Here is a 21,836-nt window from a genome sequence, read left to right on the forward strand (position 1 = left end):
CTGGAGCGGCCCTGCGCCGTCGGGCTTCGACGCACAAAATTGTGGTCGAGGCGCATCCTCGCCGGCGACGCCCACATATGGGGCGCGTCCGGGGACATGCGCAGCGCCGATGAAGATGCGCGTCGAAAACAGGACGGACTGTGGGAGGGGCCGGACAACAAGAACACCCCCGGTCCGAAGACCGGGGGTGTCAATGATGACCCGACTCCTCCGTGAAGGATGTCTCGACTCATCACACGGTGCCCCAGGAGGGAATCGAACCCCCGACCGGCGGATTAGAAGGCCGCTGCTCTATCCCCTGAGCTACTGAGGCGGGCCACCCCTGGACCCTAAGTCCGGGCGCCTCAAAAAGTTTACATTGCCCCGCGTGCGGCTGGAATCAGCCGCTGTACCGTTGGCCACCAGTCCTCCACACCCGCCGGAACCCTGCGGGTTATGCACATAGCCAAACGCACCCCTCCTTCGGGCGCCCGCCCGGAGACATGCTGGTGATGCCTGCTAACGGGCATCACCATCTGAGACAGGACGAAGAGATGAGCGACTTCATTACGGTCCGTGGCTTCGTGGCCACGGACGTCAAGACTTCCACCACGACCGGGGGAGTGGCCACGGCCTCTTTCCGGTTGGCATCCACTACCCGCCGCTTCATCAAAGAGACGGGCACGTGGGCAGACGGGCAAACGAACTGGTTCAACGTTCAGGGGTACCGCCAGCTTGCCGGGAACCTGGCCTGCAGCGTGCGCAAGGGCCAGCCCGTCATTGTGATTGGCAAACTGAAGCTGCGCAGCTGGGAACGGGACGGCCGGACCTACCACTCCACCGAGATCGACGCGGACGCGGTGGGCCACGATCTGCAGTGGGGCTCCGCCAACTACATCCGCAACGCCACCAGGCCCGTTCTTTCGCTCGTGGACCAGGAAGGAACGGACGACGCCGGTTCAGCCCCGGTCTCTGACCAAACCTTTGAGGGGGCTGAAGAAAACGGCGGAGACCCGGGTGACTTTGGCGTCGAGACACTGACAGTCGAGGAACGCGACGGAGCCCTCTCGTCGTTGGACACGAACACGGGTGAACTCACGGCGGCGCCGGCCTGACCCGCGCTGCCATGAGACGGTGCCCGCGGGCCCGGTGCATCATGACCCGGTGCGTCATGACCCGGCGCGGCCGTGACCCGGTGCCCGCCGGAGCAGCCGCGGCATCGTGGCACAATGACAGCATGCCCACAACGCCTGACCGCCGGACATCCGGTGCGGCCCACCCTGCGCCGGGCGTTTCCGGCGTTCACCTGCTGCACGGCAGGAAGGGAAGGCTCCGGAGGGCAGCAATGGTGGCGGGGGCAGCGTTCACGGCATCGCTCCTGGTGCTCACCGGCTGCAGCGGGGCCGCTCAGGATCCTCGCGTCACGGGCAGCTCGCCGGCGGCTTCGGGATCTGCCCAGGACGGTACGCCGGGAGCTGGAATCACGGTTCCCACCGCCGAACCCACAGGAACTGCAACGGCCGGCCCCACTGGACAGGCCGCTGCCGTTTCAGGATTACGCACCAAAGTGACCGATGTCCTGGGCAGGCTCGCCGCGGGTGCGCCCAAACCGTCCACGGCACAGGTCCGTGATGCCCTGACCGGAGCAGGCATTGATACCCGCTCGCTTGAGGTATCGGAAAGCACTACACCCACCGGGCTGGCGGCGGACTCGATCGAGGCCGCTGTGCTCCAAGGGAAGGACTGCGTAATCGGCCAGGTTCGTGAGGGCGCCGTGACGGTAACGGTGATGCCTGTCCTGGCCAGCGGCAAGTGCTTCGTCGGATCCTGAGCGGCAGCTTCGGAATGTGAGATATGACCGCCTACCCACTAGATTTGGAACCATGGCGGAATTTATCTACACAATGACCAAGGCCCGCAAAGCCGTTGGCGAAAAACTCATTCTTGATGACGTAAGCATGTCCTTCTTCCCGGGCGCCAAGATCGGCGTCGTGGGCCCGAACGGTGCCGGTAAGTCCACCATCCTGAAGATCATGGCCGGACTGGACACCCCGTCAAACGGCGAGGCACGGCTCAGCCCCGGCTACAGCGTGGGAATACTGCTCCAGGAACCCCCGCTGAACGAGGAAAAGACCGTCCTGGGCAACGTCCAGGAAGGCGTCGGCGAGATCTACGGCAAGATCCAGCGTTTCAACGAGATCTCCGAAGAAATGGCCAGCCCGGACGCTGACTACGACGCACTCCTGGAAGAGATGGGCCAGCTGCAGGAGGCCATCGATGCCGCCGATGCCTGGGACCTCGACTCCCAGCTGGAACAGGCCATGGACGCCCTCCGCTGCCCGCCGGCGGACGCGGACGTGACCAACCTCTCCGGTGGTGAACGGCGCCGCGTGGCCCTGTGCAAGCTGCTCCTGCAGAAGCCGGACCTGCTGCTTCTTGACGAGCCCACCAACCACTTGGACGCGGAAAGCGTGCTGTGGCTTGAACAGCACCTGTCCACTTACGCAGGCGCCGTCCTGGCGGTCACCCACGACCGGTACTTCCTGGACCACGTGGCCGAATGGATCGCCGAAGTGGACCGCGGCCACCTGTACCCCTACGAGGGCAACTACTCCACCTATCTGGAGAAGAAGCGTGCGCGTCTCGAAATCCAGGGCAAGAAGGACGCCAAGCAGGCCAAGCGCCTTGCCGAGGAACTCGAGTGGGTCCGTTCCAACGCCAAGGGCCGCCAGACCAAGTCCAAAGCCCGTCTGGCCCGCTACGAGGAAATGGCCGCCGAGGCAGACCGCACCCGCAAGCTCGATTTCGAAGAGATCCAGATCCCGCCGGGACCCCGCTTGGGCGGCCTGGTCCTGGAGGCCAAGGACCTGCAGAAGGGCTTCGACGACCGCGTGCTGATCGACGGGCTGTCCTTCAGCCTGCCACGCAACGGCATCGTCGGCGTGATCGGACCCAACGGCGTCGGCAAGTCCACCCTTTTCAAGACCATTGTGGGCCTGGAGCCGCTGGACGGCGGAGAACTCAAGATCGGCGACTCGGTCAAAATCTCCTACGCTGACCAGAGCCGCGGCGGCATCGACCCCAACAAGACCTTGTGGGAAGTCGTCTCGGACGGGCTGGATTTCATTCAGGTGGGCAATGTCGAAATGCCGTCCCGCGCCTACGTGGCCGCCTTTGGCTTCAAGGGCCCGGACCAGCAGAAGAAGGCAGGGGTGCTCTCCGGAGGCGAGCGCAACCGGCTGAACCTGGCACTGACCCTCAAGCAGGGCGGAAACCTCCTGCTCCTTGACGAGCCCACCAACGACCTCGACGTCGAGACCCTCAGCAGTCTGGAAAACGCGCTGCTGGAATTCCCCGGCTGCGCCGTGGTGGTCTCGCACGACCGGTGGTTCCTGGACCGGGTGGCCACCCACATCCTTGCTTACGAGGGCGACGAAGAAAACCCCTCCAAGTGGTACTGGTTCGAGGGTAACTTCGAGTCCTACGAGGAGAACAAGGTCGAGCGCCTCGGCCCGGACGCGGCCAAGCCCCACCGGGTCACGCACCGCCGCCTGACCCGCGACTGACACCCTCGCGGCTGTAGCCGGCAGACAGCAGGCATACGGAAGGCCGGCGACCACGTGTACTCCACACGCGGACGCCGGCCTTTCCCACAGCCGGCTAAACCCCCGCCAATCAGCCCCGCTCAGCCGCCCTGCTACTCCCGTGATGCCTTCCGGATTTGGTGCTCCACGACCTTGGACTGGAAGGCTCCCACCACCTTGTTCTTGAAGTCCGTTGGCACACGGATCATCCCCTCCTGGGCCACCGATGCCACGTGCTCGCCCTCCCGGTTGAAGATCTTGCCCGTTGCCAGCCCCCGGGCGCCTTGCGCACTGGGCGACTCCTGGACGTACAGCAGCCACTCGTCCACCCGGGCCGGCCGGTGCCACCACATCGCATGATCCAGGCTCGCGACGTTCATGCCGGGCGTGATCCAGCTCAGCCCGTGCCGGCGCAGGATGGATTCCAGCAGCGTGTAGTCGCTCGCGTACGCCAGCGCTGCACGGTGCAGGTTGGTGTTGTCCGGCATGGGCCCGAACGTCTTCATCCAGACCGCGTTGCGCGGCTCCCTGGGACCTTTTGCCGATACGTACAGCGGGGGATCGACGTGCCGGATGTCGAACGGCCGCTCGAAAGCCCAGTGCCGGGCCACGGGATGGTCGAACTTGCCCAGCAGGTCCGCCGTGCTTGGAAGCGACTCGGGATCGGGGATTCCCGCCGGCATGGTAGACGCGTGCTCAATGCCTTCGTCGTTCCCCTGGAAGGAAGCGATCATCGAGAGGATCGGGACACCGTCCTGGTACGCGTGGACCCGCCGCGCGGAAAAGGAGCGTCCGTCACGCAGCCGCTGCACACCGAACGTGATGGGCTTGTTGGCATCGCCCGGACGGAGGAAATAGCCGTGCATGGAGTGGACAAAGCGGTCAGGGTCAACGGTGCGGATGGATGCCACCAGCGACTGCGCCAGGACCTGCCCGCCGAACACCCTGTGATGCGGCTGCTGCTGCGATGGACCCAGGAAGATGTCCTCGTCTGTCCGGGCACCTTCCAGTTCGCCAAGGTCCAGCAGTTTGATCAGCGATGCGGTGGGGTCACCGTTGGGCGGGGCCAACAGTCCGGTTTCGGCTTCAGTCATGGCTTGACTCTAGACGTCACCCAAGGACCGCTCAACCGGAGGCCAGCCGGTAGGGTTTGAGTGTGTCCGATCTTCTTACCAGCTCTTTCCGTTTCGCAGACCCCCGGGACCTGGCCGACCTGAAAACCTTCGCCACCCGCGCCAAGGCCATTGACGACGGCGCCATCCGCCTCCAGGGGGCCGGCACCGTCCTTGCCGCTTACGTCTGCGTCCTGCGGCCCCGTCTGCTGGGCGAATCGACTCCCACTATCCTCGGGCTGCGCACCATGGCGCTCGCGCAGCCCTCCGGCACGGATGTCACGGTGCCGCTTGCAGCCGTCCTGGACCGGATAGCCCGCGCGGGAGCGGACGACGTCGAACTGCCGGTCCCGCCGTCAATCGTCACTGAATCCTGGACCGGCGTGAGTGCGCCCCGCGGCGGCTGGGAGCACGCGGGAACCGTCGCCGATGCCTTCCTGCGCAGCGCCGCGGAGGCCGGCATGGCCGAGGTCGCGGAAATCGTGCCGGACAAACCGGGGACGCTGATCGTCAACAATGCAAGGGCTGCAGTGTGGGGCAGGAAACTGGACGACTCCGGCTTGCCGGCCGGGGCGGCGTTCGCGGCCCTCGCCCTGGGCTTCCTCGGGGACGGCGAGCAGGAGCTTTACCGCTCCGGCCGCTGGTTCCGCCTGACCGGACCCCGCGGGCATGTCCTCGTCCGGTCCGGCAGCGGCCTGCCGTAACCGATCCGGCCCTGCCCGGACCTATCCCTGGCGTACCGTGCCTACGGCTCCGACGGGCTGTTGACCATGGACAGCGCCGCACGCTCCATGTAGTCCCACAGCGTGCCCTCGTACAGGGGCGGCAGTTCCAGCGCGTCGACGGCGGCCCGCATGTGGAAAAGCCACCTGTCCTTTGCCTCCGGCGTGACCTTGAACGGCATGTGCCGCATGCGCAACCGCGGATGTCCGCGCTCCGCACCGTAGGTTGTAGGACCGCCCCAATACTGCTCAAGGAACATCAGGAACCGACGCTTGGCCGGACCCAGGTCCTCTTCGGGATACATGGGACGCAGCAGCGGGTCGGTGGCCACCCCGTCGTAAAAGACGTCGATCAACTTCACGAACGTTTCGTGCCCGCCCACGGCGTCGTAGAAGTTGTCCGTGTAGCCCGGCTGGCTGAACGGGTCGTTTTGCATCAGCTGGCGTGGCTGGCGCGGTTCAGGCGTGGTGGTCATGGCTAGTCGCCGGCTTTCTGGTCGGTCTTGTCGTTGTCAGGCTTCGTGGTGCCCTGGTCCGTGGTTCCGTCCGGGCCCTCATGCAGGGGCACATAGTTTCCCTGCGAACGGTTTCCCACCCGCAGAATCTCGCCGTTGCGCAGGTACCAGATGGCGCCGTCGTCGGACCGGACGCGGGTGATGCGCAGGCCCATGGATTCCACTACGCCCACTACCTCGCTGGTTTCGATGACGTCACCGATGCCGAACTGGTCCTCGATGGTGATGAAGATTCCGGCCAGGAAATCCCGGATCAGCTGCTGGGCGCCGAAACCGATGGCGATACCCAGGATGCCGACGCTGGTCAGCAGGGGAGCGATGTTGATGTCCAGGTTCTGCAGTACGTACATGCCGGTGATCACCACCACCAGGACACCAACGATGCTGTTCAGCAGCGAACCGATGGTCTCCGCACGCTGGACCCTGCGCTCATGGTCGAGCGCCCGGAGCGCCGGGGCGGCCCATTTGAAGGTGGGCCGCTTGAACAGGCTGCTGCCGGCGGCCACCCGCTTGGTGATGCGGGAGATGACGTACGTGGCAAGCAGCCAGACGGCAAAACCGACGCCGAGGCTGATCGCCACCCCGGGAATGCTGATCCCGTCAGGGTCGGCGGCAACCGGGGGAAGGACTGACAACAAGCTGACCATGTGCGGCGGGGGCTCCTTGGGGATGGGCTACGTTCATTTTCCACCCTAGCGCCGGGCGGCCTGTCCGGTTCAGCCCGCCGAGGTCACGGGCTGGTGCTCTACCGGAAAGTTGACGCTGCGGGCAATGAAGCAGACCGCGTTGGCCTCGCGGTGCAGCCGCTGCGCCAGTCCTATCTGCCCGGCGTCCGCCACCGTGACGTGCGGCCGCAGGACGACCCGCTCAAACTGTCCACTGCCGTCCCGGTTGAGCCGCAGCAGGCCGGCAGCAGGGTCGCGGTAATCGGTGACCACGACGCCGTGCCGGACCGCCACGTGCAGGTAAGAAAGCATGTGGCACTGCGCCAGGGCCGCCAGCAGCAGTTGTTCAGGGTTGTACCGCTCCCGGTCGCCGTGAAACGTGGGGTCAGCGGAACCCTTGAGGACGGGCAGTCCGGGGATCGCGATATCGTGATCCCGCGAATAGCCGCGGTACGACGACGTGCCGTCCCCGAGGTTTCCCGTCCATCGGACTTCCAGTTCGTAGTGATGCTCAGTGAGGTTCATCGGCGGGCCCCCGCAGCGTCAGGGCCGGCAGCAGCGTCTGTGTCCCTGGCACGAAGGGCGCGCGCCACGCCGTCGCGGTTTTCCAGCATCATGCGGCGCAGTGCGGCGCTGGCCGGAGGCAAGGCGGCGATGAAGCCGTCCGTACGGTCCACGGTCTCCTGCGTGGTCAGCAGCGCCGGGTAAAGCCCGACGACGATCTGCTGGGCGAGCGCGTGCGTCCGGGATTCGACGATTCCCGGCACTGCCTCGAAATACTTCTCCGCGTACGGTTCCAGCAGTGTCCGGTCCAGGACGCGCATGAACCCGGCCACCGCGGAGCCCTGCAGCGCGTTGGACAGCTCGCCCTTGACCACGATCGAATCCCATGCCGCAGCCTTCGCCTCCGGTGTGGGGATTGCCGCCTTGGCGAGCGCGGCCGCATTCTGGCCGCTGGCCGTGTTGTCCTTCGCCAGCTCCGCGTCGATCCCGTCCTGGCCCATCCGGCCGCCGGCCACCAGTGAGGCGACCAGTTCCCAGCGCAGGTCCTGGTCCACGGTGAGCCCGGACAGCTCCACGGTGCCGTCGAGCAACCCCGCCACGGCGGAGAGCTCGGCGTCCGTCCGGGCGTGCAGCGCGAACGCCTTGACGAACTGCAGCTGGGCGTCGGATCCGCCCGGAACGTCGGACGCGAGCTCCCACAGCCGGTCCGCGGCGGCCACCGCCGTGGCCTCGCGGTATTCCTCTGCCACGTAGAAGTTCAGCGTGGTGGCCAGCTGCCGCAGCTGCACCAGGATGACGGAGGAGTCGGTTTCGGCCGCCACGTTGGCCAGCACCAGCTCCACGTAGCCCCGGGCCGGAGCTTCGCCGTCGCGTGCGGCGTCCCAGGCCGAGTTCCAGACCAGGGTCCGCGGCAGGCTGCCGGCAAAATCCCTCAGGTGCCCGGTGGCGGTGGCCAGCGACGCCGGGTCCAGCCGGACCTTGGCGTACGCGAGGTCGTCATCATTGACCAGGACCAGGTCCGGTCGCTGCAGCCCGGCCAGGGCCGGCACTTCCGTGCGCTCCCCGTCCACGTCCAGTTCCTCCCGGTGGACCCGCTGCAGCTTGCCGGCGCCGTCCAGGTTGTAGAAACCCACGGCCAGCCGGTGCGGGCGGAGCGTGGGCCACTCCGGCACCGCTGTCTGCACAATGTTGAACGTTCGGATCGTGCCGTCGGCGTCCACGTCCAGCTCGGGGGCCAGCGTGTTCACCCCGGCAGTTTCCAGCCACTGCCGGCCCCAGCTGTCCAGGTCCCGGCCGCTGGCCTTCTCCAGCTCCACCATCAGGTCCTGCAGCTCGGTGTTCTGCCAGGAGTGCTTGGCAAAGTATTCGCGGACACCTGCCATGAACTGCTCCGGACCAACCCAGGCCACGAGCTGCCGCAGCACCGAGGCGCCCTTGGCGTAGGTGATGCCGTCAAAGTTGACCTCGACGTCCTGCAGGTCCTTGATCTCCGCGAAGATCGGGTGCGTGGTGGGGAGCTGGTCCTGTTTGTAGGCCCAGGACTTCTCCACCGACGCGAACGTGGTCCACGCCCCGGTGAACGAGGTGTTCTCCACGGCCGCCAGATGCGACATGTACTCGGCGAAGGACTCGTTCAGCCACAAATCGTTCCACCACCGCATGGTCACCAGGTCCCCGAACCACATGTGTGCGAGCTCGTGCAGCACCGTGATGGCGCGGCGTTCAACCTGGGCTTCGGTCACCTTGCTGCGGAAGACGTAGCCTTCCAGGATGGTCACAGCGCCGGCGTTTTCCATGGCGCCGGCATTGAACTCGGGCACGAACAGTTGGTCGTACTTCTCAAACGGGTAAGGGCAGCCGAACTGCGCCTCAAAAAATGCGAAACCCTGCCGGGTGAGTTCGAAGATGTTCTGCGCGTCCAGGTACTGCATCAGGGACTTACGCGCGAACACCCCCAGCGGAACAACCCGTCCGTCGGAGCTGGTGACCTCGCTGCGCACCGACTGGTACGGCCCTGCGATCAGCGCCGTGACGTAGGAGGACAGGCGGGGGGTGGGCGCAAACGCCCAGACCGAGCGGGCGCCGCCGTCGGGGTCCCGTGAAGTTTCCACGGGCACCGGGGTGGGGGAGTTGGAGACGACGTCCCAGTGCGATGGCGCCGTGACGGTGAAAGTGAACGTGGCTTTGAGGTCGGGCTGCTCGAACACCGCGAACATCCGGCGGGAGTCCGGCACCTCGAACTGGGTGTAGAGGTAGACCTCGTTGTCCACCGGGTCCACGAAACGGTGCAGTCCTTCGCCCGTGTTCATATAGGGCGCGTCGGCAACCACGGTCAGTTCGTTCTGCTCCGCAAGGCCGGGGAGCTGGATTCTTACCCCGTCTGACACAGCTCCGGGATCCAGCGTGCGCCCGTTCAGGGTGACACTGTGGACTGCCGCGGTGATGGCGTCGATGAACGTGGAGGAACCGGGCTTCGCCCCGAACTTCACCGTGGTGGTGCTGCCGAAGACTTCGCTGCCGCGCGTCAGGTCCAGGTCCACCTCGTAGGAATCCACGGTGATCAGCTGAGCTCGTTCGCGGGCTTCGTCGCGCGTCAGGTTTATGCCTGGCAAGGGTCCTCCAGAGAATTAGCGTTCACCGGCTGGCGGCTCCATCGCCGGTTCGGTTCATTCTTGCATCCCCGGACGACAGTTAGGCGGTCCGGAGAGTCCTTCTCCGGACCGTCCGCCGCAGTGCAGCGGGAGTAGCGTTGAGGTATGGCAAAGTTTCTGGATTCGGTGGACGCGAGGGCGCTGCGCTTCGCGCTGGGATTTCCTGTGGTCCTGGCCGCGGGCTTTGTCGTGTGCGCCTCGCTGCTGCGCCCTGACCTTCCGGACCCGTTGGCTATCCGCTGGACGGACGACGGCGGTGCATCATTCGCCCCGTTTGGTGCCTACATGGGGGGCGGCGCAGCCCTGATCATCGTGGTCGGCTGGCTGGGGCTGGTCCAGGCGGTGCCGCTGAGCCGGCCGGTGGTGATGCGCCGCATCATGATGGGAACCGGCCTCTTCCTTACCCTCTTCATCACCAGTGTCCTGGCCGCCGGCCTGGTGGGCCAGGCCGGGCTCGCGGACGCGCGCCAGTCCAGGGTTGACCTGACCGTCCTCGCCCTGGGATCGGGGGCGGCGTTGTCCCTGGGCGTGGTGATGGCCTTCGTCTACAAGGCAGACCGGCAGTGGTCGCCGGAAGATGACCAGGCCCTGGAAGCCGCCGTGGCCCGTGAACTGGATCCGGACCTGGTGCGGGATGACATCCGGCTGTGGGTCCATGCGCGCAGCTCCGTGTTTGTGATGATCGCCGTGGCATCACTGTTTCCGGGCGCCCTGATCGCCATCGCCGTGCCCTGGCTGGGCCTGCTGCTGGTCCTCCTCGCCGTGGTGGGCGCCGCGTTCCTCTTCGCCCGCGTCACCGCGGACCGCCGGGGACTGAAGGTCCGGCTCGCCGGACTGGTCCCGGTCATGGACGTTCCGGCCGGTGCCATCTCCGCTGCCAGCGCCGCGGAGGTTAAGGCCGCCGACTATGGCGGGTGGGGCTACCGGCACCACGACGGGACCGCAGCCATGCTCGTCAGCAGCGGTCCCGCCGTCGTCGTCCGCAAAAACGACGGCCAGCAGGTGGCGGTCAGCGGCGGAAGCCCTGACACCGCCGCCCGCCTGGCGGACGTCCTCACGAGGGTTGCGGCGCGCGCCCGTCGCGGCGGGACCCCGGACACCGCTGCTGGAGGCGGGTCCTAGTATCCTTATCCCTGTTGTCCTGCTCCCGGCCAGGCCCGCAGCGGTCCGGTCCAGCGCCCACCACTGAACGGATACTGCTCGTGACTTCAGCCCCAGCCTTCCCGCGGGTCCACATCGCCACCGACCACGCCGGGATGGAGCTCAGCGCCCACCTGGTTTCCCACCTCACCGCCAAGGGCTACGAGGTTGTGGACCACGGACCCAAGGAATACGACACCCAGGACGACTACCCGTCCTTCTGCATCAACGCGGCGCTCGCCGTGGTGGCAGACCAGCAGGCCGGCGTCCACGCGCTCGGGATCGTGCTGGGCGGCTCCGGCAACGGCGAGCAGATCGCCGCAAACAAGGTCAAAGGAATCCGCGCTGCGCTGGCCTGGAACCTCTCCACGGCCAAACTGGCGCGCGAGCACAACGACGCCAACGTCGTGGCCGTCGGCGGACGCCAGCACACGGTTGAAGAGGCCACGGAGCTGATCGAGGCCTTCCTGACCGAACCGTTCAGCAATGACGAACGCCACGTCCGGCGCATCGGCAAGATCGCGGCCTACGAGGCCACCGGCGAGGTCATCGAGTAGTGCCCGAAGGGCATTCGGTACGCCGCCTGGCCCGGCAGTTCGGTGACGTCTTCGGCGGCAGGCGGCTCGCGGTGTCGAGCCCGCAGGGCCGGTTCGCCGCGGGCGCGGCGCTGCTTGACGGGTACACCCTTGTCGCCGCCGACGCCCACGGTAAGCACCTGTTTCTGCATTTCGACCACGGCCTGGTGCTGCATGTGCACCTGGGGCTCTACGGTGCGTGGAGCTTTGGTGGTGACCGCACGTTCGCGGGTGCGTCCAGCATTGGTGCGCCGCGCCGGGTAGGGGAGCGGGAGACTCCCGCGGCAGCGGACGACGGCGGTGCCTCCTACGCCGGCCCGCCTCCTCCGGTGGGGGCCGTCCGGGTCCGCCTGGCCAGTTCCCACGGCTGGGCCGACCTTCGTGGCGCCACCACCTGCGCCGCCATCACCGCTGTCGAGGCTGCAGCGGTGTCGGCGCGCCTTGGCCCGGACCCGTTGCGGAACGTCCGCGGCGACGCCGCCAGGTTCGCGGCCCGGCTGCGCGGACGCAGGACGCCCTTGGCCGCACTACTGATGGACCAGGCCGTCATTGCCGGGGTGGGCAACGTCTACCGGGCAGAGGTGCTCTTCCGCCGCCGGCTCGACCCCTGGTTGCCCGGGTCCGCCGTCGAGGATGCTGCGGCACGGCGCCTGTGGCGGGAACTGGCGGTCCTGATGAATGACGGCGTCGCGGACGGGCGGATTATCACCACACCGGCGCGCTACTGGAGCGGTGGCAGCGCGGACCCGCAGCAGCGGATTGCTCTGAAGTCTGCGGAGTATCCCGAGGCCGCTGACGCGCACTACGTCTATAAGCGGGAAGGGTTGCCGTGCCGGGTTTGCCGGACCACGGTGCTGCTGGCTGAGCTGGCCGGGCGCAAGCTCTACTGGTGCCCCTCCTGCCAGGCTTAGGGCTGCCGCAAAAAACACCCCCGGTCCGGTGACTGGGGGTGTTTTTCCTGGAGGGGACGACGGGAATCGAACCCGCGTAATCAGTTTGGAAGACTGAGGCTTTACCATTAAGCTACGTCCCCGGGGCCGGTAACTCCGGGGTGGCTGTCCAAGCCGGATATAACTAAACCTAATTCATGCCCCACGTGTCAAATGTGCAATCCCCGCGCCGGAGACCGTAGACTTGCCTGTGCATTAACGGGGTGTAGCTCAGCTTGGCTAGAGCGCCTGCTTTGGGAGCAGGAAGTCGCAGGTTCAAATCCTGTCACCCCGACTCTGCTGCCCGGACCACCCGGCCGGACAAGAACGTTGCGTTTGCAGAACCCCATCCAACAATCCCAGGAGTACTTAGACCGTGAAGAGCGCTGTCGAGAACCTCACCCCCACGCGGGTCAAGCTCAATGTTGAGGTCCCCTTTGAGGAACTGAAGCCCAGCATCGACTCGGCCTACAAGACTGTTGCCTCGCAGATCCAGGTCCCTGGGTTCCGTAAGGGCAAGGTCCCTGCCAAGCTCATCGACCAGCGCGTGGGCCGCGGCTACGTCCTGGAGACGGCCATCAACGAAGGCCTCAACGGCTGGTACCAGGCTGCCGTGCAGGAATCCGGCATCCGCCCCCTCAGCCGCCCCGAGGTGGAAATCACCGAGGTTCCGGACCCGTCCGCTACCGACGGCGGCCTGAAGTTCGCTGCCGAGGTGGATGTCCGCCCCGAGGTCGAACTGCCCGACTACGCCGGCATCAAGGTTGAGGTCGCTGCCGCAGAGTCCTCCGACGAAGACGTGGACAAGGCGCTGGACGAACTGCGGGGCCGCTTCGGCACGCTGAAGTCCGTTGAGCGTCCGGTTGCCGACGGCGACTTCCTGACCATCGACATCACGGCCTCCATCGACGGCAATGATGTCGACTCCGCCTCCGGCCTGTCCTACCAGGTTGGCTCCGGCACCATGCTCGAGGGCCTGGACGAGGCCGTTACCGGCCTGAGCGCTGACGAGGACGCCATCTTCAACACCACCCTGGTAGGCGGCGAGCACGCTGGCCAGGAGGCCCAGGTGAAGGTTGTCGTCAAGGCAGTCAAGGAGCGTGAGCTCCCCGAAGCCAACGACGACTTCGCCCAGCTGGCATCCGAGTTCGACACCCTCGAGGAACTACGCGCAGACCTCGCCAAGCAGGCAGCCGACTCCAAGGTTGTCGAGCAGGGCGTCGAGGCCCGCGACAAGGTCCTGGACAAGCTCGTCGAGCTCGTTGAGGTTCCGGTTCCGGACTCCGTCGTCGAAGAGCAGCTGGAAGCCCACTTCAAGGAGGGCAACGGCCACGGTGAGGGCGAGCACGACACCGACGAGCACCGCGAGGAAGTCCGCGCCAACACGGCCCGCGCCTTCCAGAACGAAATCATCCTCGACGCCATCGCCGAGAAGGAAGAAGTCAACGTCAGCCAGAGCGAGCTGATCGACTACATCGTCACCACCGCCAGCCAGTACGGCATGGACCCGAACCAGTTCGCCCAGATCATCGACCAGAGCGGCCAGGTTCCCATGATGGTTTCCGAGGTCCGCCGCCGGAAGGCGCTTGCCGTCGTCCTCGGCCAGGCTGAGGTCACCGACACCGCGGGAAACTCCGTGGACCTGAGCGACTTTGTCCGCCCCGCCGGTGAAGAGGCACCTGCCGCTGACGCTGTTGAAGCCGAAGCTGCTGAAGCACCCGCCGAAGAAGAGAAGGCAGAGGCCAAGGCCTAGCCGCTTCTGAACGCCCGCTGCATGCGCAGCGGAACGGCCTCCGGATCACGTGATCCGGAGGCCGTCCGCATTTCCGGAACAGGCCGCCGCCGCGCGGTTCCGCCGATCGTGCGCCGTCAGCGAACAGCCCATGGTGCGCGAACAAAACACCCGCGAAACCGGTTAGGGTCCAAGTAGAGATTTTCAGTGATGTCACCGTCACCAGCGAGAGGTAAGTACACATGTCACAGCACCACGAGGCTCCCCGGATGGCGACCGTCGATCCTGCTGCCCAGGACAACTACATCTACAACCGTCTCCTCAAGGAACGGATCATCTGGCTGGGCTCCGAAGTGCGGGACGACAACGCCAACGCCATTTGCTCGCAGCTGCTCCTCCTCTCCGCGGAAAACCCGGAAAAGGACATCTACCTGTACATCAACTCCCCGGGCGGTTCCGTCACGGCCGGCATGGCCATCTACGACACCATGCAGTTCATCCCGAACGACGTCGTGACCGTGGCTACCGGCCTCGCCGCCTCCATGGGCCAGTTCCTTCTCTCCTCAGGCACGAAGGGCAAGCGCTACGCCACCCCCAACGCCCGCGTCCTCATGCACCAGCCGTCCGGCGGAATCGGCGGCACGGCCTCGGACATCAAGATCCAGGCGGAGCTTATCCTGCACATGAAGAAGGTCATGGCCGAACTGACCGCAGAGCAGACCGGCCAGACGGTGGAGACCATCCTCAAGGACAACGACCGCGACAAGTGGTTCACGGCCACCGAAGCGCTCGAATACGGATTCTTCGACAAGATCGCGGCACACGCCGGATCGGTGTCCGGCGGCGGCGGAACCTCCAACGGTTCCGGCGACGCGGATTCCCAGAAGTAACCGGCACCAAGAACACTCAGATCAGGAGCAAAGAACATGAACTACAACTTCGGGTGGTCTGCCGGTAATCTTCCGTCCAGCCGCTACGTCCTGCCGCAGTTCGAGGAGCGCACCCCGTACGGCTTCAAGCGCCAGGACCCATACACCAAGCTGTTCGAGGACCGCATCATCTTCCTCGGCGTGCAGGTGGATGACGCCTCCGCGGACGACATCATGGCGCAGTTGCTGGTCCTCGAGTCCACGGACCCGGACCGCGACATCACGCTCTACATCAACTCGCCGGGCGGTTCGTTCACGGCGATGACGGCGATCTACGACACCATGCAGTACATCCGCCCCGAGATCCAGACTGTTTGTTTGGGCCAGGCCGCCAGTGCGGCCGCCGTCCTGCTCGCGGCCGGCACCCCCGGCAAGCGCCTGGCCCTGCCGAACGCCCGCGTGCTCATCCACCAGCCCGCCCTCTCCGGCGGACAGGGCGGCCAGGCATCGGACCTCGAAATCCAGGCCGCTGAGGTCATGCGGATGCGTTCCTGGCTCGAGGACACGCTGGCCCACCACTCCGGACGCACGTCCGAGCAGGTTAACAACGACATCGAGCGCGACAAGATCCTCACCGCGGAAGAGGCCCACGCATACGGGCTGATCGACCAGGTGCTTGATTCGCGCAAGATCAAACCCCAGGCGATCACCCGCTAGGAGCAAACAAGCGCCGGTGCGGCCGTTCTTTTGGCCGCACCGGCCTTTTCATTCCACCCTTGGGCGCCGATGTGACCTAGAGTGGATATCGTCACAAACCGGTCCATGCAGGCTGGTGGAGTTTCCAGCAAAGGTGCAAGGCTGCCCGGCAGCACGATACTAAGGGGTTCACATATGGCTCGGATTGGCGAGAGCACGGATCTGCTGAAGTGCTCTTTCTGCGGAAAGAGCCAGAAGCAGGTGCGCAAGCTCATTGCCGGGCCCGGTGTCTACATCTGTGATGAGTGCATTGAGCTTTGCAACGAAATCATCGAAGAGGAACTCGCCGAAGTCGCGGACCTCGGCAGCTTTGAACTTCCCAAGCCCCGGGAAATTTTCGACTTCCTGCAGGAATACGTCATCGGCCAGGAACCGGCAAAGCGCTCCCTTGCCGTCGCCGTGTACAACCACTACAAGCGTATCCAGGCCGGCCACGCGCCCAAGGCGGGGACGTTGGCGGACGGTGGCCACCATGACGACGTCGAAATCGCCAAGTCGAACATCCTCCTCATCGGTCCCACCGGCTGCGGCAAGACCTACCTCGCCCAAACCCTCGCCCGGCGCCTGAACGTACCGTTCGCCGTCGCGGACGCCACCGCGTTGACCGAAGCCGGATACGTGGGCGAGGACGTCGAAAACATCCTCCTCAAGCTCATCCAGGCCGCGGACTACGACGTCAAGAAGGCCGAACAGGGCATCATCTACATCGACGAGATCGACAAGATCTCGCGCAAGAGCGAAAACCCCTCCATCACCCGGGATGTCTCCGGCGAAGGCGTGCAGCAGGCGCTGCTGAAGATCCTCGAGGGGACCGTGGCATCGGTTCCGCCGCAGGGCGGCAGGAAGCACCCGCACCAGGAATTCATCCAGATCGACACCACCAACGTGCTGTTCATCGTCGCCGGAGCCTTTGCAGGCCTCGAGGAAATCATCGGCTCCCGCTCGGGCCGGAAGGGCATCGGCTTTGGTGCCCCGCTGAACGAGGCCAGCAAGAAGGTGGACTCCTACGGTGAAGTCATGCCGGAGGACCTCCTGAAGTTCGGACTCATCCCGGAGTTCATCGGGCGGCTTCCCGTCATCACCACGGTTTCCAACCTGGACCGGGACGCCCTGATCCAGATCCTGTCCACGCCCAAGAACGCACTGGTCAAGCAGTACCAGAAGATGTTCCAGATCGACGGCGTGGAGCTGGTGTTCGACGACAACGCCCTGGAGGCCATCGCGGAGCAGGCCCTTGAGCGCGGCACCGGGGCCCGCGGACTCCGGGCCATTATGGAAGAAGTGCTGCTGCCCGTCATGTTCGACCTTCCCAGCCGCGAGGACGTGGCCAGCGTGGTCATTACCCGCGACGTGGTCCTCAACGGCGTTGAACCCACCATCGTTCCCCACGCGGCCAAGAGGCGGAAGTCGGCCTGACCTCCCGTCCGCACAGTGCCATCAGCCCAGTGCCTATCAAGCCCAGTGCCTATTAAGCCCAGTGCCCACCAAGGAGCTTCCATGACCGAACCTGCCAAGAACCGTGCCGATTTCTGGTTCGACCCCGCCTGCCCGTTCGCTTGGGTGACGTCGCGGTGGATCGGTGAGGTGGAATCCGTCCGGGACATCCAGACCGAATGGCACGTGATGAGCCTGTCCGTCCTGAATGAAGGCCGGGACCTGGACCCCGGCTACCGCGAGGCCATGGACAACGCGTGGGGACCTGTCCGGGTCATCATCGCAGCCCAGCAGGAGCACGGCCAGGAAACCGTCAAACCGCTTTACGACGCCATGGGCAGCATGATCCACGAAGCCGGCGAAACGGACCGCTCCGTGGTCATCAGCAAGGCACTGGCGGAGTGCGGCCTCCCGGCGTCCCTGGCCGAGGCGGCCACCACGGACGCCTACGACGCCCCACTCCGGGCAAGCCACGACCAAGGAATCTCCCTGGTGGGCCAGGATGTGGGGACGCCCATCGTGGCTTTCAACGGAACCGCGTTCTTCGGCCCGGTGCTGACCCGTATCCCCCGTGGTGAGGAAGCCGGAAAACTGTGGGACGCCGCTACCACGCTGGCCGGCTTCCCGTCGTTCTTCGAGCTCAAGCGCAGCCGCACCGAAAGCCCCCGGTTCGACTAGGAAACTACTGCCATGTAGTTAGTCCGGGCCCCTTGCGCACCGCCGGGGGCGGGACCACAATAGTTCTTACCCACTTCGAAAGAAGCGGGACGCAGGAACCAAAGATTCAGTGATATGTATTACCGGCGCAGCCATCGGCAAAGCCGGATGCAGGCTACCAGTGACGTGGTAGGAAGACCTGAAGCTCGGCGGATCCTGCCAGACCATCGAAGTCGTCACCGGATGGCCGAAAAGTCGAAGCCCCACCAACGGCAAAACGCTGATGGGGCTTCCCCTTTGCCCAAAAACAGGCCGGCCCAAAAACGGGTTTCTACTCCCCGGCTGCTCCGTCAGGTGCTGCAAGGACCACGCCGCTGACGGCCAGTTCGCCGTCGCCCGCCACCAGGGTGAGCTCCCGGGCGTTGGATGCCGCCTTCAGGTCGTTGAGTCCGGCCTTGAGCTGTGCAGTCAGGGACTCGGACGCGGTGATGGTGGCCGTGAGCACCTCGGTGCGCTGCTTGACCTTCGCCTCGGACTTGGCCTTCCGGACGCCGCTCAGGGCAGTGCCCACCGTAGCCAGCATCGTGGTGTCGCCGTCCACCGCTACGGGCGCCGGCCAGGCTGCCCGGTGCACTGAACCGTGGCGCCACCAGCTCCACACTTCTTCGGTGGCGAACGGCAGGAACGGGGCGAACAGGCGCAGCAGCGTGTCCAGCGTTGTAGCCAGCGCAGCCAGGACGGAAGCCTGTTCCGCCTCGCCGGCGGCACCATAGGCGCGGTCCTTAATCAGCTCTACGTAGTCGTCGGTGAACTGCCAGAAGAACGATTCCGTGATTTGCAGCGCGCGGGCGTAGTCATAGTTCTCGAACGCCTTGGTGGCCTGTGCCGTCACGTCGGACAGCTGCGCCAGCAGCGCCCGGTCCAGCGCGTTGGAAAGAACGGACAGGTCATCGCCAACCACGGAATCCTCGGTGGCGCCCAGGTTCAGCACGAACTTGGAGGCGTTCAGGAGCTTGATGGCCAGGCGGCGGCCGATCTTCATCTGGGCGATTTCGTAGGCGGTGTCCGCCCCCAGCTTCGCGGATGTGGCCCAGTACCGGACCGCGTCGGAACCGTACTCGTTCAGTACGTCCGTGGGGACTACCACGTTGCCCTTGGACTTGGACATCTTCTTCCGGTCGGGGTCCAGGATCCAGCCGGAGATCGCGGCGTGCTTCCACGGGGCGCTCTCCTGCAGGGCGTCCGCGCGCACTACGGAGGAGAACAGCCAGGTGCGGATGATGTCGTGTCCCTGCGGGCGCAGGTCGAACGGGTACACCTTGGCAAACAGTTCCTCGTTGCGGGTCCAGCCGCCCACGATCTGCGGGGTCAGGGCCGAGGTGGCCCAGGTATCCAGGACGTCGGCGTCGCCCGTAAAGCCGCCGGGCACATCGCGCTGGGCTTCGTCGTAGCCCGGGGCAGCGTCGGCGGCCGGGTCAACGGGCAGCTGTTCATCCGAGGGCAGAATGGGCGCGTCGTAGTCCGGGTTGCCGTCTGCGTCCAGTGGGTACCAGACGGGGATCGGCACGCCAAAGAAGCGTTGGCGGGACACCAGCCAGTCACCGTTCAGGCCAGAAATCCAGTTCTCGAACCGGGACCGCATGAACGCCGGGTGGAAGTCGATCTCGCGGCCCCGGCTGATCAGCCGTTCGCGGCGGTCCTCATCCCGGCCGCCGTTGCGGATATACCACTGGCGCGAGGTGACAACTTCCAGGGGCTTGTCGCCCTTCTCGAAGAAGTTCACCGGGTGCATGATCTTCTTTGGTTCGCCGTCCAGGAGGCCCTCGGCGGCCAGCAGCTCCACCACGCCTTCCTTGGCGCTGAACACGGTCTTCCCGGCGATCGACGCGAACGCGGAACGGCCGGCCTCAGTGGTGATCCAGTCAGGGGTCTCGCCAATAATGCGGCCGTCGCGGCCCACGATGGCGCGGGTGGGCAGCTGGAGTTCACGCCACCAGGTCACGTCGGTCAGGTCACCGAACGTGCACACCATGGCAATGCCGGAACCCTTGTCCGCCTTGGCAAGAGGGTGGGCCTTGACCTCCACCTCGACGCCGAAGACCGGGGACGTCACGGTCTTGCCGAACAGCGGCTGGTACCGTTCGTCGTCGGGATTTGCCACCAGCGCCGCGCAGGCGGCGAGGAGTTCGGGGCGGGTGGTCTCGATGTAGATCTTTTCGCCGTCTTCGGTGAAGAAGGGGTAGCGGTAGTAGGCACCGGCCACCTCGCGGTCCTCAAGTTCAGCCTGGGCAACGGCCGTCCGGAAGGTGACATCCCAGAGGGTGGGGGCCTCGGCCATGTAGGCGTCGCCGGCGGCCAGGTTGGCCAGGAACGCCCGCTGGGACACCTCGCGGGAAACGTCGTCGATCGTGCGATAGGTCAGCTGCCAGTCCACGGAAAGGCCCAGCTGCTGGAACAGGCTTTCGAAGACCTTCTCGTCCTCCACAGCCAGCTCTTCACACAGCTCGATGAAGTTCCGGCGCGAGACGACGTCGAAGTCGCGTTGGTTCTTGGCCGGCTGGGCGGGCGGGCGGTAGTCCGCGTTGTAAGGGATGGCCGGATCGCAGCGGACGCCGTAGTAGTTCTGGACGCGGCGCTCGGTGGGGAGCCCGTTGTCGTCCCAGCCCATCGGGTAGAACACGTTCTTGCCGGTCATGCGCTGGTAGCGGGCCAGCACGTCCGTCTGGGTGAAGGAGAACATGTGCCCCACATGCAGGGACCCGGAGGCGGTGGGCGGCGGAGTGTCGATGGAGTAGACCTGGTCCCGCGTGGTGTCGGGGTTGAACTTGTAGGTCCCTTCGGCCAGCCAGCGCTGAGTCAGCGAGGCTTCCAAGCCTTCGAGGGCCGGCTTGTCCGGAACATTGATGGGGGCGGTGGTGGGCGTGTCTGTGCCCTGCGTGTCTTCAGCCATTGGGCAATTCTTTCATAGGGTGGTGGCATGACTGACGAATCGCAGAACAAGACAGCTTTGGTGACCGGCGCGAGCAGCGGAATCGGCGAAGCGGCCGTCCGCGCGCTGCGCGCTGAAGGATGGACCGTTTACGCCGTGGCCCGCCGCGCGGAAAGGCTCGCGGCGCTGGCGGCTGAAACCGGCGCCGTCGCGCTTCCCGGGGACATCGCAGAGGACGACGACGTCGCGCGCCTCCTCGCGCAGGTCACCGAAGCCGGGGGCATCAGCACGCTGGTCAACATCGCGGGCGGGGCCCGCGGCGCCGACACCGTCGGATCGGCCGACACCGACGACTGGGAATGGATGTACCGGGTCAACGTCCTGGGCACCATGAAGCTCACCCGCGCCTTTCTGCCGATGCTGCGCGCCAACGGCGAAGGCACAGTGCTGAACCTGACCTCGACTGCCGGCCTGGTGGCGTACGAGGGAGGCGGGGGCTACAACGCCGCCAAGTTCGCCCAGCACGCCATGACCAACGCGCTCCGGCTCGAGGAGGCCGAGAACAACATCCGCGTCATCGAGATCGCCCCCGGGCTGGTGCAGACCGAAGAGTTCGCCCTGAACCGGCTCGGCGACCAGCAAGCGGCGGCAAAGGTTTACCAGGGCGTCGAGAAACCGCTCACCGCCGACGACGTGGCGGACGTCGTCCGCTACGCCGTGACCGTTCCGCACCACGTAAATCTGGACCAGATCGTGATCCGCCCCGTTGCCCAGGCCGCCAACCATAAACTCATTCGGAAAGGCTGACCCGGGGCCCGGAGCTGAATGGAAACCTGCGCCGCAGGGATAGTAGACTCAGGAGTGGCTACGACCCGGCAATCACCGGCGAGCTTCCGGAAGAACGCGCGGACCGGCCTGCCGAAACGGCAGGTGGTCCACGCCAGTAGAACCGGACGGGTAAGCCCGTCACAGCAGTAATGAGCGGCCGGCCCGCCCGTTCCCCAGGGGACAGGCAGCGCCGGTAAGTGAGGTGGTACCGCGGTTGGCGTACGGTCCGGAAGGGCAGTGCCGAAGCCGTCCTCG

General features: G+C 65.7%; 19 protein-coding genes and 3 tRNA genes. 14 read left to right on the forward strand and 8 right to left on the reverse strand.

Annotated features, from left to right (window positions below):
• Positions 1–240: 240 nt before the first annotated feature.
• A tRNA-Arg gene (locus ACFWIX_RS10180) sits at positions 241–313 on the reverse strand.
• 220 nt (positions 314–533) lie between these two features.
• Between ACFWIX_RS10180 and ACFWIX_RS10185 the strand changes: the two genes are divergently transcribed.
• The 3 genes from ACFWIX_RS10185 (at position 534) to ettA (ending at position 3,545) form a co-directional block, all read left to right on the forward strand.
• Entirely contained in the window at positions 534–1,094 is a 561-nt protein-coding gene (locus ACFWIX_RS10185) for a single-stranded DNA-binding protein (protein WP_377216003.1), read from the forward strand.
• A gap of 122 nt (positions 1,095–1,216) precedes the next feature.
• Positions 1,217–1,810 carry a DUF6993 domain-containing protein gene (locus ACFWIX_RS10190; RefSeq protein ID WP_377216004.1) on the forward strand — a complete coding sequence of 198 codons (594 nt, stop codon included), beginning with the start codon at positions 1,217–1,219 and terminating at the stop codon, positions 1,808–1,810.
• Positions 1,811–1,862: 52 nt separating this feature from the next.
• Positions 1,863–3,545 carry an energy-dependent translational throttle protein EttA gene (ettA, locus tag ACFWIX_RS10195; RefSeq protein ID WP_377216005.1) on the forward strand — a complete coding sequence of 561 codons (1,683 nt, stop codon included), beginning with the start codon at positions 1,863–1,865 and terminating at the stop codon, positions 3,543–3,545.
• Between the two features lie 131 nt (positions 3,546–3,676).
• Here ettA and ACFWIX_RS10200 read toward each other — a convergent pair whose 3' ends face one another.
• Positions 3,677–4,657 carry an acyl-CoA thioesterase gene (locus tag ACFWIX_RS10200; protein WP_377216006.1) on the reverse strand — a complete coding sequence of 327 codons (981 nt, stop codon included), beginning with the start codon at positions 4,655–4,657 and terminating at the stop codon, positions 3,677–3,679.
• A 62-nt stretch (positions 4,658–4,719) separates the two neighbouring features.
• Between ACFWIX_RS10200 and ACFWIX_RS10205 the strand changes: the two genes are divergently transcribed.
• On the forward strand, positions 4,720–5,379 hold the full coding sequence (locus ACFWIX_RS10205; RefSeq protein WP_377216007.1) for a hypothetical protein: 660 nt from the start codon (positions 4,720–4,722) through the stop codon (positions 5,377–5,379).
• A gap of 41 nt (positions 5,380–5,420) precedes the next feature.
• On the opposite strand, the gene ACFWIX_RS10210 is transcribed toward ACFWIX_RS10205, so the two are convergent.
• The 4 genes from ACFWIX_RS10210 to pepN all read right to left on the reverse strand — a co-directional run bounded on the left by ACFWIX_RS10210 (position 5,421) and on the right by pepN (position 9,693).
• Entirely contained in the window at positions 5,421–5,873 is a 453-nt protein-coding gene (locus ACFWIX_RS10210) for a globin (protein ID WP_377216008.1), read from the reverse strand.
• Positions 5,874–5,875: 2 nt separating this feature from the next.
• Positions 5,876–6,559, reverse strand: coding sequence for a mechanosensitive ion channel family protein (locus tag ACFWIX_RS10215; RefSeq protein ID WP_377216009.1), 684 nt, complete (start codon positions 6,557–6,559; stop codon positions 5,876–5,878).
• A gap of 69 nt (positions 6,560–6,628) precedes the next feature.
• Positions 6,629–7,102, reverse strand: coding sequence for an OsmC family protein (locus tag ACFWIX_RS10220; protein WP_377216010.1), 474 nt, complete (start codon positions 7,100–7,102; stop codon positions 6,629–6,631).
• Positions 7,099–9,693: an aminopeptidase N gene (gene pepN / locus ACFWIX_RS10225; RefSeq protein ID WP_377216011.1), complete on the reverse strand. Its 2,595-nt coding sequence runs from the start codon at positions 9,691–9,693 to the stop codon at positions 7,099–7,101. The genes ACFWIX_RS10220 and pepN overlap by 4 nt, the downstream gene beginning before the upstream one ends.
• A 144-nt stretch (positions 9,694–9,837) precedes the next feature.
• Here pepN and ACFWIX_RS10230 point away from each other — a divergent pair, with 144 nt between their 5' ends.
• The 3 genes from ACFWIX_RS10230 to ACFWIX_RS10240 all read left to right on the forward strand — a co-directional run bounded on the left by ACFWIX_RS10230 (position 9,838) and on the right by ACFWIX_RS10240 (position 12,358).
• Positions 9,838–10,854: a hypothetical protein gene (locus ACFWIX_RS10230; protein ID WP_377216012.1), complete on the forward strand. Its 1,017-nt coding sequence runs from the start codon at positions 9,838–9,840 to the stop codon at positions 10,852–10,854.
• A gap of 80 nt (positions 10,855–10,934) precedes the next feature.
• Complete coding sequence (locus ACFWIX_RS10235) at positions 10,935–11,429, forward strand: ribose-5-phosphate isomerase (protein WP_377216013.1); 495 nt, start codon at positions 10,935–10,937, stop codon at positions 11,427–11,429.
• Positions 11,429–12,358 carry an Fpg/Nei family DNA glycosylase gene (locus ACFWIX_RS10240; RefSeq protein WP_377216014.1) on the forward strand — a complete coding sequence of 310 codons (930 nt, stop codon included), beginning with the start codon at positions 11,429–11,431 and terminating at the stop codon, positions 12,356–12,358. The genes ACFWIX_RS10235 and ACFWIX_RS10240 overlap by 1 nt, the downstream gene beginning before the upstream one ends.
• A gap of 48 nt (positions 12,359–12,406) precedes the next feature.
• On the opposite strand, the gene ACFWIX_RS10245 is transcribed toward ACFWIX_RS10240, so the two are convergent.
• Positions 12,407–12,480, reverse strand: a tRNA-Gly gene (locus tag ACFWIX_RS10245).
• A gap of 116 nt (positions 12,481–12,596) precedes the next feature.
• Here ACFWIX_RS10245 and ACFWIX_RS10250 point away from each other — a divergent pair.
• The 6 genes from ACFWIX_RS10250 to ACFWIX_RS10275 all read left to right on the forward strand — a co-directional run bounded on the left by ACFWIX_RS10250 (position 12,597) and on the right by ACFWIX_RS10275 (position 17,845).
• A tRNA-Pro gene (locus ACFWIX_RS10250) sits at positions 12,597–12,671 on the forward strand.
• Between the two features lie 81 nt (positions 12,672–12,752).
• A complete protein-coding gene (gene tig / locus ACFWIX_RS10255; protein WP_377216015.1) occupies positions 12,753–14,129 on the forward strand; it encodes a trigger factor in 1,377 nt (458 codons plus the stop codon).
• Between the two features lie 248 nt (positions 14,130–14,377).
• Positions 14,378–14,998 (forward strand): ATP-dependent Clp protease proteolytic subunit, encoded by a 621-nt coding sequence (locus ACFWIX_RS10260; protein WP_377216186.1) that lies wholly within the window; start codon positions 14,378–14,380, stop codon positions 14,996–14,998.
• Positions 14,999–15,034: 36 nt separating this feature from the next.
• Entirely contained in the window at positions 15,035–15,694 is a 660-nt protein-coding gene (locus ACFWIX_RS10265) for an ATP-dependent Clp protease proteolytic subunit (RefSeq protein WP_058267539.1), read from the forward strand.
• Positions 15,695–15,868: 174 nt separating this feature from the next.
• Positions 15,869–17,149 carry an ATP-dependent Clp protease ATP-binding subunit ClpX gene (gene clpX / locus ACFWIX_RS10270; RefSeq protein WP_377216016.1) on the forward strand — a complete coding sequence of 427 codons (1,281 nt, stop codon included), beginning with the start codon at positions 15,869–15,871 and terminating at the stop codon, positions 17,147–17,149.
• An 81-nt stretch (positions 17,150–17,230) separates the two neighbouring features.
• Positions 17,231–17,845 carry a disulfide bond formation protein DsbA gene (locus tag ACFWIX_RS10275; RefSeq protein WP_377216017.1) on the forward strand — a complete coding sequence of 205 codons (615 nt, stop codon included), beginning with the start codon at positions 17,231–17,233 and terminating at the stop codon, positions 17,843–17,845.
• A 310-nt stretch (positions 17,846–18,155) separates the two neighbouring features.
• Here ACFWIX_RS10275 and valS read toward each other — a convergent pair whose 3' ends face one another.
• Positions 18,156–20,774 carry a valine--tRNA ligase gene (valS, locus tag ACFWIX_RS10280; protein ID WP_377216018.1) on the reverse strand — a complete coding sequence of 873 codons (2,619 nt, stop codon included), beginning with the start codon at positions 20,772–20,774 and terminating at the stop codon, positions 18,156–18,158.
• A gap of 27 nt (positions 20,775–20,801) precedes the next feature.
• Between valS and ACFWIX_RS10285 the strand changes: the two genes are divergently transcribed.
• A complete protein-coding gene (locus ACFWIX_RS10285) occupies positions 20,802–21,560 on the forward strand; it encodes an SDR family oxidoreductase (protein ID WP_377216019.1) in 759 nt (252 codons plus the stop codon).
• The last annotated feature ends 276 nt before the right edge of the window (positions 21,561–21,836 follow it).

Source organism: Pseudarthrobacter sp. NPDC058362 (assembly GCF_042723515.1).
Classification (GTDB): Bacteria; Actinomycetota; Actinomycetes; order Actinomycetales; family Micrococcaceae; genus Arthrobacter.

Coding starts and splice junctions, on each gene's coding strand:
- ACFWIX_RS10200 (WP_377216006.1), bottom strand. CDS start 4,657: ATGACTGAAGCCGAAACCGGACTGTTGGCCCCGCCCAACGGTGACCCC.
- ACFWIX_RS10185 (WP_377216003.1), top strand. CDS start 534: ATGAGCGACTTCATTACGGTCCGTGGCTTCGTGGCCACGGACGTCAAG.
- ACFWIX_RS10260 (WP_377216186.1), top strand. CDS start 14,378: ATGGCGACCGTCGATCCTGCTGCCCAGGACAACTACATCTACAACCGT.
- clpX (WP_377216016.1), top strand. CDS start 15,869: ATGGCTCGGATTGGCGAGAGCACGGATCTGCTGAAGTGCTCTTTCTGC.
- ACFWIX_RS10215 (WP_377216009.1), bottom strand. CDS start 6,559: ATGGTCAGCTTGTTGTCAGTCCTTCCCCCGGTTGCCGCCGACCCTGAC.
- valS (WP_377216018.1), bottom strand. CDS start 20,774: ATGGCTGAAGACACGCAGGGCACAGACACGCCCACCACCGCCCCCATC.
- ACFWIX_RS10210 (WP_377216008.1), bottom strand. CDS start 5,873: ATGACCACCACGCCTGAACCGCGCCAGCCACGCCAGCTGATGCAAAAC.
- ACFWIX_RS10190 (WP_377216004.1), top strand. CDS start 1,217: ATGCCCACAACGCCTGACCGCCGGACATCCGGTGCGGCCCACCCTGCG.
- ACFWIX_RS10230 (WP_377216012.1), top strand. CDS start 9,838: ATGGCAAAGTTTCTGGATTCGGTGGACGCGAGGGCGCTGCGCTTCGCG.
- ACFWIX_RS10220 (WP_377216010.1), bottom strand. CDS start 7,102: ATGAACCTCACTGAGCATCACTACGAACTGGAAGTCCGATGGACGGGA.
- ettA (WP_377216005.1), top strand. CDS start 1,863: ATGGCGGAATTTATCTACACAATGACCAAGGCCCGCAAAGCCGTTGGC.
- ACFWIX_RS10265 (WP_058267539.1), top strand. CDS start 15,035: ATGAACTACAACTTCGGGTGGTCTGCCGGTAATCTTCCGTCCAGCCGC.
- ACFWIX_RS10285 (WP_377216019.1), top strand. CDS start 20,802: ATGACTGACGAATCGCAGAACAAGACAGCTTTGGTGACCGGCGCGAGC.
- ACFWIX_RS10275 (WP_377216017.1), top strand. CDS start 17,231: ATGACCGAACCTGCCAAGAACCGTGCCGATTTCTGGTTCGACCCCGCC.